This window comes from Chryseobacterium taichungense (genome assembly GCF_900109935.1).
Lineage (GTDB): Bacteria > Bacteroidota > Bacteroidia > Flavobacteriales > Weeksellaceae > Chryseobacterium > Chryseobacterium taichungense.
On sequence record NZ_FOBV01000004.1, the window covers coordinates 419,974 to 435,388 of the forward strand.

Consider the following 15,415-nt stretch of genomic DNA (forward strand, 5'->3'; position numbering starts at 1 on the left):
AGCCTACAGAGACTTGAACACGAAGGCCACTAAGGTTTTTTCCAATACCTGCTGCTTTAAGTTTCACAAAGCCGCTTCGCTTATAAGGGCCCGCAGAGTAAACTGTTGAGATGAAAGACCACTCATCGTACCGAACCCCGGGAAATTCCCATCCTTTGGAGGGGTGGCGAAAATTCAACGAATTTTTGACGGGGTGGTTGTATCTATTCATCTATCATTTAGTTGTAGTAAAGCTGTTGTTTGAACACGAAGGCCACTAAGGTTTTTTCCAATACCTGCCGCTTTAAGGTTCATAAAGCCGCTTAGCTTATAAGGGCCCGCAGAGTAAACTGTTGAGATGAAAGACCACTCATCGTACCGAACCCCGGGAAATTCCCATCCTTTGGAGGGGTGGCGAAAATTCAACGAATTTTTGACGGGTGGTTATATCTATTCATCTATCATTTAGTTGTAGTAAAGCTGTTGTTTGAACACGAAGGCCACTAAGTCTTTTTCCAATACCTGCCGCTTAGGTTCACAAAGCCATTTCACTTAGAAAAACCCGCAGAGTAAACTATTGAAGATGAAAGACCACCCATTATACCGAAAACCGGGAATTCCCATCCTTTGGAGGGGTGGCGAAAATTCAACGAATTTTTGACGGGGTGGTTATATCTATTCATCAATCATTTAGTTGTAGTAAAGTTGTTGTTTGAACACGAAGGCCACTAAGTCTTTTTCCAATACCTGCCGCTTTAAGTTTCACAAAGCCGTTCTACTTAGAAGAGCCCGAGGAGTATGGATTCGTAAAGCTCTTTTGATATCTTGTTGAGATCCCTACGGGGATGACAAACAGAGTGGATTATTCTCCTGCTAAATCTTCGTGTTATTTGTGCAAGACCATTAGTGCTGTTTGTGTTTAGATCACCGGTGGCGGGCGACTGTATTGCTGGAGGCTGATCTTAATGACCCTGATAGGATAGAAAGCTAAACCAAAAGGTTTTTCTTTAGATGACATTATGCCATGAAGCTTTAGGAGCCCAGGACTTATTACCTGCATGAGCAGCTTACGGGAGAAAAAGTTTCCCGTAACAGCCTGTGAGCAGAAACCTCCGGGATTGCTGAACTGCTGGCTACCGGCAGGCGCTGTAAAGCAGAAAGAAGATCCTTTCTCGTATGTGGTATAGACTGTGGCAGGTGCTGTTTTTAAAGTTGATTTTAAAATTTTAGCTTTATGGTATACCGTGGGACAACCGCCAGAAGGCTCAATACCTACCGGCGCAGTAACGGATATTAAAGTATGGGAATCTGCATACACAGAGGCTTCTTCGGAAATGTAAATAATGGAGTCGGAACCTGAAAAGAGCGTTTGTGAACTGATGAAAACACTCACCAAAAACACCTGGCAACACAGCATCCTTACGCAAAAACGCAGGAATAAACGGGATTGAGGGATTATGATTACAGGTATTTTCATCCTTTTTGTGCTTGAAATAGTAGTCACACTCAGACTACTTTTGTTGCTAAACACTTAGGAATCAATCCTTTTTTTAAAATATTGGGTAAAAATGCGGTTGAATTTTGTGCGAATAAAAAGTAGCTTTAAAACAAAATATGATCCCTCTTCTTATTTAACATATTAAAAAACAACAGATTATTATTTGGAAGTCACAATTATTTGTTTACATTTGCCACATAAAAGTAGTCTGAGTGTGACTACTTTTTCTCTAAATTATCGTACTGACACAGATAAAAATTACCACTTGTACAGTAGTTATATTTCAAAACCTGAAACCGTCTACCCTTTTAAGCTCTATCTATTAAAAGAAATCCCACTTAGAATAATTTTTTGTTGTTACCTATTTTATCATCAAGGAACCTTTTTACATAGCCCTTAAAAAAAGATATGACATATTTCCACAGCTAGCTGTTTTTATCAATATCAATATCGAATTTATATAAGAGTCCGTAAATTTCAGAAAGTGAAAACCTGGTCTTTTTAAGCCTGTTTTGGGAAGGATCTATTGCATAATTCACCGAAGTCCTGAAGTCCGCTTTTTCAAGGTTGGTATTGTCGAAAACGGCACCGGATAAATCGCATGTGTTAAATACAGAATTTGATAAATTACACTCGGAAAAATCGACCTCATGAAGAATACAGTTTTTAAAAACCGTTTTTCTTACCGTTGCTTTATAAAACACGCAATTATTCATTAAGCATCCTTCAAAGCTGAAAGCCATTCCGAATTCGTTGCAATCGCTGAACTGAAGTCCGAACATCTTACATTCCCTGAAAATCACATCACGGAAAGCTGTGGAAACAATTTTTGCCATGCTCAGATTGCATCCGATAAAACCACAATCATTGAAATTAAAACCTGAAAGATCTGCGTACTCCAAATTGCAGTTTGTAAACGTACAGTTTTCATATTCGCCTTTATCTAAAGGTTGTTGTGCGAAATCTGTGTTCTCGAAATTTTGATCTGAGAAATATGATTGTTTCATTGAATTTTGATGATATTTTTTGTCTCGCGGATTTAGCAGATTGCGTAGATTTTTCAATGTAAAATTTAAACAGAATGGTGTAAACTTCCATCATCCCGCTTCCAACTTCAAACCTTTTAAACCAAACTATTCTTATCCGAGTAATTTAATTTAAAGAAAATAAAAGTCATGATCGAAAAGGCAAGCAAAGAACTTCCTCCGTAACTAAAGTAAGGCAACGGAATACCAACGGTCGGGAAGAGCCCCATCACCATTCCTAAATTGATTGTAAAGTGCATCAAAAGGATCGAAGCAAAGCAATATCCGAAAACACGATTAAAACCCGATTTCTGTTGTTCTGCAAGGTAATATATCCTTCCGATGTAGATCATATAGCAAAGAATCAATACGGCACTTCCTGCAAAGCCCCATTCTTCCCCTACCGTACAGAAAATATAATCGGTTTCCTGCTCAGGTACAAATTTCCCCTGAGTTACGGAACCTTCACGGTATCCTTTACCCCAAAGTCCACCGGAACCAATAGCTGTTTTTGAGTATAGCAGGTTATATCCTGATGTATCTCTGAAAGCTTTTTCACCTTTATACAAAACCTCAATTCTTTCTCTTTGATGCTTGGGCAGCTTTTCTAAAATATAAGGAGATCCGAAGGCTAGTCCGCAAAGCAATACGACAGAGCCTACAATTCCAGAAATTGAGATGACATTCCAGGACATTTTGTAGTAATTCATCGCAATCCAGGCTCCTACGATCACAATAATGGTGATGGCTACCCAGATAGGATTGACCGCCAGTGAGATCAGGAATACGCCGGCAAAAAGAAATCCAATTCCGAATAATAATCCGCTAAGTCCTTCGCGGTATAAGGCGATGAAAAACGCAATGAATACCAACATAGAACCGACATCGGGAATTGCAAGAACAACCACTGCAGGAATGCCAACAATCGCCAGTGTAGTCAGCAAAGATTTTCTGTTCTTCAAATTAAATTCAGGTCCTGAAACATAATTGGCAAGCATAAGCGCCGTCCCGATTTTAGCGAATTCCACCGGCTGCATGGTAAAACTTCCGAATTTATACCAGTTTTTCTGTCCGAGAATCTCTTTACCAAATGGAAAAAGACCAATCAGCAACAGTACACCACCAATATAGATAATTCCGGACATGTTCTCAAAAAATTTACTCCTTCCGACAAAAATAACGAGCCCCACAAAAAGAGAAATACAGAAGAAAATCAATTGTTTTTCTCCTAATTTCTGATCTACGCTATAAATATTTGCAATGGCAAAAGCACAAAGCAGGAAATATAAGCCAAGACCTAATTTATCTATTCCTTCTGCCCATTTCATTGCTTCACCGGTTTTGTTTTATTTAGTTTCTTTTTTTCGTCTTCTGCTTGTTTCTGCATCTTAGCTTTTTGCTCTTTCACCAATTTTAAGCTGTCCTGAATTCTTTTTTGCTTTATAGAATCTTCGCTTGGTTTGTAAAGGCCTTTACGTTTAAGATCGGCAATCCATTGTCTTTTGTATTCAGGCATGAAACTGGAAGTGATCATTTTCTTATAAAGATGTTCTCGTTTGATATCTCCCGTAATATATTTTTCAGCAATAATTGTTGCTGCCGGCCCCGCCCATGTTGCCCCAAATCCAGCATGTTCCATGACGGCTGCCACTACAATTTTAGGCTTATCTGCGGGGGCAATCAATACAAAAATCGAATTATCTTTTCCCTGAGGAACCTGTGCAGTACCTGTTTTGGCAAGCTGTGTAAAATCGCTGGACTTTAAACCGCGTGCCGTACCATTTAATACAACCGCTTCCATACCTTTAAGCACCGGATCAAAATGTTTTTTATCAACCAATGTCTGATGTTTCTTTTTGAATCTCGGATCGGGATTTGGTTTTCCGTCAATCGCCTTTACAATATGGGGCGTATAATACCAACCTTTATTAGCAATTGCCGAAACATAATTTGCAAGCTGAAGTGGTGTCACCAATACATCTCCCTGTCCCATTCCGTTGTAGATGGCACCGGTAGACATTTCGTCCCAGTTTTTAAAATCTGTTCTTTTGGATCCGCTGGCTTTCATGATTGCCTTAAATCTATTTTCGTAAAAATCACCTGAAGGAATCCTGCCTCTTGCGCCTACTGCAAAATCATTATTTAAAAATTCACCTACCCCGAAACTGCTCATGATTTTTTTCCATTCATCCACCCCTCTGGAAGGATTTCCGGGATATTTTTTAATGATGGCAATGAAAGCATATGTGAAAAAACAGTTACTCGAAACCTGAATGGAAGGAATCAGAGGATCGGCGCCTCCATGACCTTTAATTCTTTTTCCTTTATAATAAAATCCGCCACCACAAGGAAAGATCGTATTTTCATCCATTACCCCCATCTGCATTGCTGCAAGAGCCGTTAATAGTTTAAATGTTGAACCCGGCGGATACGCTGCCTGTAGTGACCTGTCAAAGGTTGGCTTATTCTCGTAAATGGTATCTTTTGAAAGCGCATACAGATTCCTGGATTTATTCGGGCCCGTAAAAAGATTAGGATCAATATCAGGACCTGTTGCGGCAACCAGAACTTCACCATTATTCGGATCAATCGCCACAATCGCTCCATGTTTGTTGATCATCATTTCCTCTGCAATTCGCTGCAGATCATAATCAATGGTAAGGGTAATATCTTTTCCGGTAACCACATCCTTGTCTAAGGAACCGTTTTTATAAGGACCAACATTCCGTAACTTAATATCTTTCTGAATGTATTTCATTCCTTTTATCCCGCGGAGCTCTTTTTCATAGGCTTTTTCAATTCCTGTTTTACCGATGAAATCTCCAGGCAGATAATAGGCAGAATCTTTTTTAATTTCCATCTCATTGACTTCACTGGTATATCCCAAAAGATTTCCGGACGTTGAAACTTCATACTGACGTTGAGGTCTCGAAACAATGCTGAACGCAGGATATTTAAATATAATTTCCTGAACTCTGGCGATATCTTCCCGGCTGAGGTTCTTCATAAAAGTCATCGGAGTCAGCTTGGAATAGTATTTTTCTTTTTTAATATTGTCAATCGTCCTGATAAAATCATTTTTTGAAATTTTCATCAGATTACAGAAAGCCAGCGTGTCGAAATCCGGCCGCATCAATGCCTGAGTGAAAGATATTTCATAGGCAGGCTGGTTTCCTACCATAATTTTACCATTTCTGTCGAAAATAACACCACGCTGTGGAATAACGTATTCTATTTTAATAGAAGTATTGGCTGCATTGAGCGCATATCTGTCGGTAAAAAGCTGCAAATAAGCAAGTCTCGCTACAAAAATTGCGGCGACTATAATGAGAACGGAAAAAATTTTTAAATAACGTGTGTTCAAACTTTTTGTTTGATTTTAAATATTAATGCGTAAATAACTATAAATATAAACGAAATTATACTCGTTACCAACACATTAAATAATATTTCAAAAAATCTACTCAGCTTAAAGAATTCTATATATTGTACCAAAAGCTGATGTAAAAAGATACTTGTAAATAAAAACAGCAAAAACTGCGCCCACTGAAGGGACTGAAAAGAGAAAAAATCTGTAGAAGTATCTGTAGAAGTCCTGAAAATCAAGGTTCTGAAATAGGCTATAAGCGTTGTTGCAAATGCATTGATTCCCCAGGAATAGAGGAACGCGTCAACCGACAAGCCGATCAGAAAACTTAAGGCTAAAAACTGAAATTTATTTCTGAAGAACGGATAAAACATAACAAACACAGGATACAACACCGGCGTATATTTCCCGAAAATAGTAATCCTGTTCAATACAAAAATTTGTAATGCAACCAGAAAAATCATGATTAATATGTCCGTAAATAAAGTTCTGCTAATCATCTTCCTTTTTTATTACAGATTGCATCGTATCCTGAATTTTTTGTACTTCTGCCTTTTTAAGGTTTTTAACGACATATACTTTGCTCAAAGCACCCATTTTCTCACTTAGTTCAACCGAAATATCCCAAAAACCGGTTTTATTATCAACAGAATAGCCTGCGATCGTACCAATCATAACACCTTTAGGGAAAATGGCAGATTTTCCGTCAGTGATCACTGTATCTCCTATTTTCAAGGCTACATATTTTGGTATATCAGCAAGATGCATCACTCGTGAATTGTCTCCATTCCAGGTAAGCGTCCCGAAATATCCTGAATTTTTTAAAGCAGCATTGATGCGGATTTTATTCACACTCAATACTGACTGTACCAAGGCGTAACTATCTGTGGAATTGATCACGATTCCCGCAATACCTTTAGGAGCCATCACTCCCATCTGCGGAAATACACCATCTTTTCTTCCTCTGTTGATGGTAAAGTAATTATTTCTACGGTTGATACTGTTGAAAACGATTTCGCCATCTACGAAAGTATAGATCTGTCCGCCTCCCAATGTATCATGCACTTTTCTGAATTGCGGATTTTGTGCACCCTGCTTTCCGTAAAGCTCGACCATAAGCGCCTTGTTCTGAGCCACCAGATCTTCATTGATCTGCTTCAGCTTAAGATAAGAAACCCCTTCATCTATATATCCCGACACCCAAGAATTGAGCGCTGCAGACTGTCCTGCGATCCAGGATTGCTGCATGGCATTTTTAGAGAAAATCAGAATCAGAGCAATAATTTGCAGAAATATAAAGAAGACAAAAAGTGCATTCTTCGAAAATAATCTCAGCAAAAATCCCATTCAGATATGTGTCGTAAAAAGTTAGAATTATTTTATTAAGAAATTGAATTTATCCATATTCTTAAGGGCGATACCCGTTCCGCGAACGACAGCTCTTAACGGATCTTCTGCAACAAATACAGGAAGACCTGTTTTCTTATGTAATCTGTCTGCAAGACCTCTCAATAAAGCACCACCACCGGCAAGATAAATACCGGTTTTATAGATATCGGCTGCCAATTCCGGTGGAGTTAAAGAAAGCGTTTCCATTACCGCATCTTCAATTCTGATAATGGATTTGTCTAAAGCTCTTGCAATCTCTTTGTACCCAACCATGATTTCTTTTGGCTTTCCTGTGATAAGGTCTCTACCCTGCACCGGAATATCCTCAATATCCACATCAAGATCTTCAACAGCAGAACCTACTTCAATTTTGATTCTCTCTGCGGTTCTTTCTCCAATATAAAGATTGTGATGTGTTCTTAAGTAATAAGCAATATCATTGGTAAATACATCACCTGCAATTTTCACAGATTTATCACATACGATACCTCCTAAAGCAACCACAGCAATTTCCGTAGTACCACCACCTATGTCGATGATCATATTCCCTTCAGGCTTTTGTACGTCAATACCAACTCCTATAGCTGCGGCCATTGGCTCATAAATCAGACGAACTTCTTTTGCATTTACTTTCTGTGCCGAGTCTCTTACCGCTCTTTTTTCAACTTCTGTAATTCCGGAAGGAATACAGATCACGATTCTCAAAGCCGGCTGAATGAATTTACCTTTAATTCCGGGAATTTTTTTGATAAACTCTTTGATCATGTGTTCAGAAGCGTGGAAATCTGCAATTACCCCATCTTTCAACGGACGAATAGTCTTGATATCTTCGTGAGTTTTACCCTGCATATGTTTCGCCTGTTCACCGACAGCAATCGGTCTTCCTGTTGAGCGTTCAATAGCAACAATCGAAGGCTGATCTATAACAATTTTATTATTATGGATGATAAGGGTGTTGGCGGTACCCAAGTCTATCGCAATCTCTTGCGTAAACATATCGAATAAACTCATACTTTTACTTCTGATTTTTTAAAGAGTTACAAAGATATAAATTTAAGACGTCTAAAGAAATTTCACAAGCAGATAATTTGGTTAAAATTTTATTAAAATTTATAATCACTTATTAACTTTTACTTTAAGTATTTACAGACTTTGATTTAAACCAGATTTAAGATAACATCGGATTAAAAGGGAATGACGGAAATATGACGATAAGTATTGCAGTTAGTTTTCAAAAATTTAGACTTAATTGCAACCCTTCTTATCTTTAACAATCATTATTTCACTATTTAGAATAATCCCAAAATAGTTTTTTACGATAATTATCATATATATTTTCAGAAAGTCATTAATCAAAATTTACGTAAATTTGCCCCGCTTATGTTACAGTATTCAAACATACATCAGACGTCCAATTTTGCGGTACTTTCCATTAGTTATGAAAAGGCTGATGTAGAAACGAGGGGAAAATTTGCATTTTTTGATGAAAACATTAAAAACTTTGTCACCCGGATTCACAATGAAGATTTAGGGGATGCCTTTGTTGTCTCCACCTGTAACAGAACCGAGATCTACACCACCTCTCCGAATTACCTTTTGGTTGCCGAAGAATACTGCAAAACGATCGGCGTAAATCTTATGGATTTCCTTCAGTTTGCCAATATCCTTACGAAAGAGGAAGCTTTAATTCACCTTTTCAGAGTAGCGGCAGGACTGGAAAGCCAGATTATCGGAGATTTTGAGATCATTGGTCAGATTAAAAAAGCATACAGCCGGTTCAGAAAAGAAAGACAGAATTCCAATCCTTACCTGGAAAGAGCTATCAACGCGGCCATTCAGATTTCCAAGAGAATCAAAAACGAAACAGGAATTTCCAACGGAGCAGCTTCAGTTTCTTATGCAGCGGTTCATTATATTTTAAATAATCAGAAAAGACTTACCGAAAAGAATATTCTTCTTTTAGGTGTAGGTGAAATAGGACAAAATACGGTTGAAAATCTTGTAAAACACGTATATCAGCCTAAAATTAAAATCGCCAACAGAACTCAGGAAACGGCTGAAAAGATCTCAGAGAAATATCGTATTCCTCATATTGACTACACAGAATTTGATCAGGAACTAAAACAAACAGACATTCTGATTGTCGCTACCGGTGCGAGACATCCTATCGTTAACAAATCTCATTTTCCGAACGGGAAAGAAACTTTGGTAATCGATCTTTCTATTCCAAACAATGTTGATAAAGATGTTACAGAGAATAAAAATGTAACGTTGATTGATGTTGATGAACTTTCAAAACAAATTCAGGAAACCATTCAGCAGAGAGAGAAGGAAATCCCAAAAGCTGAACAGATCATCAAAGAATTGATGAAAGATTTCCTTGAATGGGAAAAAAAGAGAAAGTTGGCTCCCAATATTCATCATTTCAAAGCGGTTTTAAAGAATATGGAACGCAATGAAATGCATAATTTTTACAAAAAAAATAAATATATAAATATCACGGACATGGAACTTTCTGACAAAATGATTCAGAAAATCACCAACCGTTTTGCAAAATATATCATCGATAATCCGTTAAAAGCCGAAGAAATTAGTAAATTAATGCACGAAATATTAGTTGAACAACCAAACAACGAATTTAATGAAAAGCATTAGAATCGGAACCAGAAATTCCGCACTGGCACTTTGGCAGGCTCGAGAAGTTGCCCGGCACCTTCAGAACAGCAATTATTTAACGGAAATTGTTCCCATCGTATCATCCGGAGACAAGAATCTTCATCAACCGCTTTACGCTCTTGGAATCACTGGTGTTTTCACCAGAGATCTGGATATCGCATTATTAAATGACGAGATCGACATCGCTGTACATTCCCTGAAAGACGTACCAACCAATCTTCCGGAGAACCTTGAGATTGTCGCTTATCTGGAAAGAGATTATCCTCAGGATGTTTTAATAAGAAAAGACTCTGCAAGAGATAAAGAATTCCACGAATTGAAACTTGCCACAAGCAGTTTAAGAAGAAGAGCTTTCTGGCTGAAAAACTTTCCTAATGCAGAATTTTCAGATATTCGCGGAAATATCCAGACAAGACTTAAAAAGCTGGAAGAAGGTGATTTTGACGCGACTATCCTTTCTCTAGCCGGAATCAAAAGAATGAAAATGGATATCGATTATGAGATGATTCCATTTATGATACCCGCACCATCTCAGGGCGTTATTGCCGTTGCCGGTCATTCTGACAAAAAGGAAATCAATGAAATTCTGGGCATGATCAATCATAAGCCTACCCAAATCTGTGTAGAAATGGAAAGAAACTTCCTGAACACTTTGGAAGGAGGCTGTACGGCACCAATCGGGGCTTTTGCAGAAATTTTTGATGACCAGATCCGTTTTAAAGCAGCACTTTGCTCGTTAGACGGCAAAAGCTGTATCGCCACTGATGAAAATTTCATCTATAACGAAGAAGAAAATTTCGGAAAGAAGTTTGCTAGCGTTGTTTTGGAAAACGGAGGAAAGGAATTAATGGCTGAAATTAAAAATCAGATTTAAAACTTCTATAAGCCAGCTTCAAGCTTAAGCTTTAAATATGAAAATCTTATTTACCAAAAATATAGACCGTAATATGATATCCAGAGAATTAGGAGATGATATTGCGGTCGACTGTATTGAGGTAATTAAAACAACTCCAGCGCATGTGAAACCTTTTGATTTAAAGAACAAATCTCTGATTTTCACCAGCGCAAACGGAGTAGATTCATTCTTTAAAAATGGCTTTATGCCTAATGAAGATTTTACCGCAAAAAACTACAACAAGATCTACTGTGTCGGCGAAAAGACAAAAAAAGAACTAAGAAAGCATGGTTTCGGAACTTTCAAAGTGTTGAAAAATGCTGATACCCTTTCTAAATTTATTACTGCAAAATGCCAGCACGAAAACTTCCTTCATTTCTGTGGTAATCTGGCAATAAGCGTCCTTGACAAAGACCTTCCGCTGCAAAATATTAAATACAAAAAAATTATCATTTACAAAACGGAAGAACTTAGCCCCATGATAAATGAAAAATATCATGCTGCCGTTTTTTTTAGTCCGAGCGGAGTTCGTAGTTTTGCAAAACAGAATTCACTTGAAGGAATGAAACTGATTTCCATTGGAGAAACGACTTCCCGTGAACTCAGAAAACATACTTTAGAAAAAGTTTTAACCTCGGAAGGAAACAATTTTTTATCCATTCTTAAACTGATTCGAAAAGAAATTTTAAACAAAGACTGATATATAATTACATTGGCAACAATGCTGTTTAATAGATTATGATTAAGAACGACCTATATTTAAAAGCGCTTCGCGGAGAAACCGTAGAAAGACCTCCGGTATGGATGATGAGACAGGCCGGAAGATATTTGCCGGAATTCATTGCCTTACGTGACAAATACGATTTCTTCACAAGATGTCAGACTCCCGAGCTGGCTTCTGAGATCACTGTGCAGCCTATCAGAAGATTTCCTCTGGATGCGGCCATCCTGTTTTCAGATATTCTTGTTGTTCCGCAGGCGATGGGAATTGATTTCAAAATGAAAGAATCCGTAGGCCCATGGCTGGACACTCCGATCAGAACGATGGAACAGGTTCAGCAAGTTGTGGTTCCGGATGTGAATGATACTTTAGGGTACGTTTTTGATGCTATTGAACTTACGTTACAAAAATTAGACAATGAAATTCCATTGATCGGTTTTGCTGGTTCTCCATGGACGATCCTTTGCTACTGCGTGGAAGGAAAAGGAAGCAAAGCTTTTGATATTGCCAAATCTTTCTGTTTCCAACAGCCGGAAGCGGCACATCTTCTTCTGCAGAAGATTACGGATACGACAATTGCTTATTTAAAAAGAAAAGTTGAAAAGGGCGTTTCTGCTGTTCAGGTTTTCGACTCGTGGGGAGGAATGCTTTCTCCTGCAGATTATCAGGAATTCTCTTGGAAATATATTAACCAGATCGTTGATGCACTAAGCCCATTAACTCACGTTGTGGTTTTCGGAAAAGGATGCTGGTTTGCGCTGGAAGATATGGCACAGTCTCCGGTTTCAGCGTTAGGTGTAGACTGGACGATTACTCCGGAATTTGCGAGAACACTGACCAACCATACCATGACTCTCCAGGGAAATTTTGATCCTGCAAGATTACATTCAACGCCTGAAACAATCAAGAAAATGGTGACTGAAATGATCAACCGTTTCGGAAAAGACCGATATATTGCCAATCTGGGTCACGGAATTTTACCGAATATCCCGGTGGAAAATGCAGAAGCATTCATCAGAGCGGTGGTGGATTGGAAACCGACCGTTTAAACTTTATAAAATTTCACAAGTTAAAAACATTATCCCTTTCAATTCCGGAAGGGATTTTAATTTTAAAATATTTTTATACATTTGATATAAAGCTGTTTGAACTTTTTTATATAACCACAAATCAAAGGTTAATTCTACAATTCGTTTAAACAAGTTTATAGAAAAAATATATTTAATATATAAATTAATAAGCATAAAGTATATAAAATCAAACTTAATGCATAGAAAACCAATCTTAATGTATAGAAAATTAATCTTAATGCATAAAAAACTAATCTTAAAGTATATTAAAGCATACTTAAAGTATAGTAAAATGAGCTTAAGATATACAAAAGCATATCTTAAGTTTATTTTTAATGCAAAAATCATTTATTTTTCCTCCATAAAAACGGTTCTTGTATACAGAATATCTGAAAACAGGATAAATCAATTCAAAACGACAGCTGAACTGCTTTCAAAATATTAATGGAATACCAAAGTAGTATGGTCAGAATTTTCCAAAGAATTATAAAAAATCAAAAGAGAAAAATAAAACACCCTTCAATGCTTGAAAGGGTGCTTTTTACTTTATAATGAAGTTTTAATTTGAATTATCACTTACAGTAACTGTTTCCGCAGGCTTTGAAATCTGATCTGCGAAATACTGCTCCAATTCTCTCAGTGTCTCAGGATTGGTTTGGATATCTTTCACGAGTTGTCCTTTATTTACTACAACAATCCGGTTGCATACTTCTGTTGTATGAGAAAGGTCGTGGCTGGAAATCAGGAATGTCACGCCGTCCTGTTTTGAAAGTTCTTTAATAAGATTTTTCAGCTTAATTTGTGTTGAAGGATCCAGATTGGCAAAAGGCTCATCCAGGATAATAATCTCCGGGTTACCTAAAATAGCTCCTACGATTCCTACTTTTTTCTGATTTCCTTTTGAAAGGTCACGTACATATTTACCGGAGTTTAAAATCTCTCCATTAAAAAGATCGTAAAACTGTTTTAGAAATTCGTCTACAGAAGCTTTATTCTGCCCTCTCAGCTCACCGATGAAGTAGAAATACTCCTCGGGAGTCAGGTAACCAATAAGGAAAGAGTCATCCACAAAAGCGGAAACTTTATTTTTCCATGCTTCAGATTCGTTGACTTTAATTCCGTCGATGCTTACAAATCCGGTTGTTGCCTGAATGAGATCCAGCATCAAACTGAATAATGTTGTTTTTCCTGCTCCGTTATTCCCTACAAGTCCGAAGGTTTCACCATTAGGAATTTCAAGATGCTCTATATTTAAAACGGTTGCTTTTCCGTATGTTTTTGATAAATTCTGTATTGTAATCATATTAGTCTTTGTTTTTGAATGCTTCCAGTGTACTGTATTTTTCTACCTTATAATGTTTAACAATAATATCGAAGATTTTTTCTCTCAATAAAAACCCGAGCAGTCCCAAAATAGCCACACTCGAAACGCCTGCCTCAATTCCGAAAGAAAATTTTACGATCGCAAATACGACCATCGGTAAAAACATTTTAGGAATGAGGAGGAGAAGAGATTTCAGATTGAAACTATTTTTTTGTCCAAACCTTTTTTCTTTAGAATTAAGATCGATCTGCATTTTGTTGAAAGCCCCGGACCAAAGGGTAAATTGTGAATTGACACCGATATTATAAATTCCTGCCGCGAAAAACGTAAGGTACATTTCCCAACCGAAATAGGCGTAGCAGATTGCCAGGATCATTGAAACTCCGGTCACGATATTCATCAGCCACCATTTTGCCTTTAAATATTCTTTATAAGGGACATTCAGCGTCATCATCAACGGATAATAAGAACTGTCGAATGCCGGAACCCTTTGTCCAAACAAAAACTGAAATCCTCCTGTCACAAAAAGTCCCATAAACATCATCATGGCGGGTGTCTTATAAATAGGCGAAGTAAACATCAGCATTCCATAGAAAAGAAATAAAAGACTTCCCCAAAGAATTCCTTTCGTGACTTTATTTCTCTTCAGCATTTTAATATCGTTATTGATAAACGTCCCGATCGCACCGTATTTGTTAAGGAAAGCAATATTTTCAGTCTTTCCAACCGTTTTCTTTGCTTCAAGCCCTTCGTCAAGATAAAATACTTTTCGGATGTGATCAAAGCAGATTTTCCATAAAGCAATAAACAGGATTGCGGGAACAACAGCAAAGTAAGGCCTGTTATAAAAATTATAAAACACCTTTTCGGAATATTCTAATGTAGGAATAATGTTGTAATAAGTAAGTGCGGCGACCACTACAATTACTGACCCTACGCCGATAGCAACCGTTTGCTTGTCATTAAAAAGAATATTGATGAAATTATTCAGATAAAACAATAAAGAAACTCCGATAAACCAACCTATAATACCGGTTGCATCATATCCGTTAAATATCGCAATAATGGAAAAAGTAATGAAAAACAGGGAATTCAGCCAGCTGAACGCAGATAAAAACGTCTTTACAAACATATAGTTCACCAGCGTTTTCTTACGAATATTCAGTGTAAGAAAAGGCTTGATATTCTGAGTCGGCATTTCCTGCCAGATGTACTTTATAATGAGATCAATGGCCCAGCCCGCAATTAAAAACCGGGAAACGATCTTAATTGGGTCCTGATGCATTTCTTCCTGAATATAGAAAAAGGCACCGAATGCTCCCCCCACCAGACATAACATAAAATAGAGAATCCCAATAAGCCTGAGAATCTTCATCGCCAGATTGATTCCTAAAGAACTGCCACGAAAAAAACTCTTGATTTCTAACCTGAGAAATTTTAAAAACATAGTTATCTTTTTTACATTAGTTCA

13 protein-coding genes are annotated in these 15,415 nt (G+C 37.5%); 4 read left to right on the top strand and 9 right to left on the bottom strand.

What is annotated here, in order from left to right:
• Nucleotides 1–898 precede the first annotated feature (898 nt).
• From BMW64_RS11255 to BMW64_RS11285, 7 genes are all read right to left on the bottom strand, one after another.
• Nucleotides 899–1,456, bottom strand: coding sequence for a hypothetical protein (locus BMW64_RS11255; protein ID WP_143052684.1), 558 nt, complete (start codon nucleotides 1,454–1,456; stop codon nucleotides 899–901).
• A 446-nt stretch (nucleotides 1,457–1,902) separates the two neighbouring features.
• Nucleotides 1,903–2,484: a pentapeptide repeat-containing protein gene (locus BMW64_RS11260; RefSeq protein WP_090000060.1), complete on the bottom strand. Its 582-nt coding sequence runs from the start codon at nucleotides 2,482–2,484 to the stop codon at nucleotides 1,903–1,905.
• A gap of 116 nt (nucleotides 2,485–2,600) precedes the next feature.
• Nucleotides 2,601–3,830: a rod shape-determining protein RodA gene (gene rodA, locus BMW64_RS11265; protein WP_090000061.1), complete on the bottom strand. Its 1,230-nt coding sequence runs from the start codon at nucleotides 3,828–3,830 to the stop codon at nucleotides 2,601–2,603.
• Nucleotides 3,827–5,866 (bottom strand): peptidoglycan D,D-transpeptidase FtsI family protein, encoded by a 2,040-nt coding sequence (locus BMW64_RS11270; RefSeq protein WP_090000062.1) that lies wholly within the window; start codon nucleotides 5,864–5,866, stop codon nucleotides 3,827–3,829. The genes rodA and BMW64_RS11270 overlap by 4 nt, the downstream gene beginning before the upstream one ends.
• Nucleotides 5,863–6,369 carry a rod shape-determining protein MreD gene (locus BMW64_RS11275; protein WP_090000063.1) on the bottom strand — a complete coding sequence of 169 codons (507 nt, stop codon included), beginning with the start codon at nucleotides 6,367–6,369 and terminating at the stop codon, nucleotides 5,863–5,865. Before BMW64_RS11275 ends, BMW64_RS11270 begins: the two co-directional genes overlap by 4 nt.
• Nucleotides 6,362–7,216 carry a rod shape-determining protein MreC gene (mreC, locus tag BMW64_RS11280; protein WP_090000064.1) on the bottom strand — a complete coding sequence of 285 codons (855 nt, stop codon included), beginning with the start codon at nucleotides 7,214–7,216 and terminating at the stop codon, nucleotides 6,362–6,364. Before mreC ends, BMW64_RS11275 begins: the two co-directional genes overlap by 8 nt.
• Before the next feature lie 27 nt (nucleotides 7,217–7,243).
• Nucleotides 7,244–8,269, bottom strand: a complete 1,026-nt coding sequence (locus BMW64_RS11285; RefSeq protein ID WP_027381028.1) for a rod shape-determining protein — start codon at nucleotides 8,267–8,269, stop codon at nucleotides 7,244–7,246.
• Between the two features lie 369 nt (nucleotides 8,270–8,638).
• Here BMW64_RS11285 and hemA point away from each other — a divergent pair, with 369 nt between their 5' ends.
• From hemA to hemE, 4 genes are read left to right on the top strand one after another with little or no spacing between them, the layout of a single operon-like run.
• A complete protein-coding gene (gene hemA, locus BMW64_RS11290; protein ID WP_090000065.1) occupies nucleotides 8,639–9,913 on the top strand; it encodes a glutamyl-tRNA reductase in 1,275 nt (424 codons plus the stop codon).
• Nucleotides 9,900–10,808, top strand: coding sequence for a hydroxymethylbilane synthase (gene hemC / locus BMW64_RS11295; protein ID WP_090000066.1), 909 nt, complete (start codon nucleotides 9,900–9,902; stop codon nucleotides 10,806–10,808). The genes hemA and hemC overlap by 14 nt, the downstream gene beginning before the upstream one ends.
• Before the next feature lie 37 nt (nucleotides 10,809–10,845).
• Entirely contained in the window at nucleotides 10,846–11,529 is a 684-nt protein-coding gene (locus tag BMW64_RS11300) for a uroporphyrinogen-III synthase (RefSeq protein ID WP_090000067.1), read from the top strand.
• A gap of 38 nt (nucleotides 11,530–11,567) precedes the next feature.
• Nucleotides 11,568–12,599, top strand: a complete 1,032-nt coding sequence (hemE, locus tag BMW64_RS11305; RefSeq protein ID WP_090000068.1) for a uroporphyrinogen decarboxylase — start codon at nucleotides 11,568–11,570, stop codon at nucleotides 12,597–12,599.
• A gap of 580 nt (nucleotides 12,600–13,179) precedes the next feature.
• Here the strand turns inward: hemE and BMW64_RS11315 are convergent.
• The gene (locus tag BMW64_RS11315; protein WP_090000070.1) at nucleotides 13,180–13,923 is read right to left on the bottom strand and encodes an ABC transporter ATP-binding protein; all 744 of its coding nucleotides are present in this window, start codon (nucleotides 13,921–13,923) and stop codon (nucleotides 13,180–13,182) included.
• 1 nt (nucleotide 13,924) lies between these two features.
• Nucleotides 13,925–15,391, bottom strand: a complete 1,467-nt coding sequence (locus tag BMW64_RS11320; RefSeq protein ID WP_090000071.1) for a DUF5687 family protein — start codon at nucleotides 15,389–15,391, stop codon at nucleotides 13,925–13,927.
• Nucleotides 15,392–15,415 lie beyond the last annotated feature (24 nt).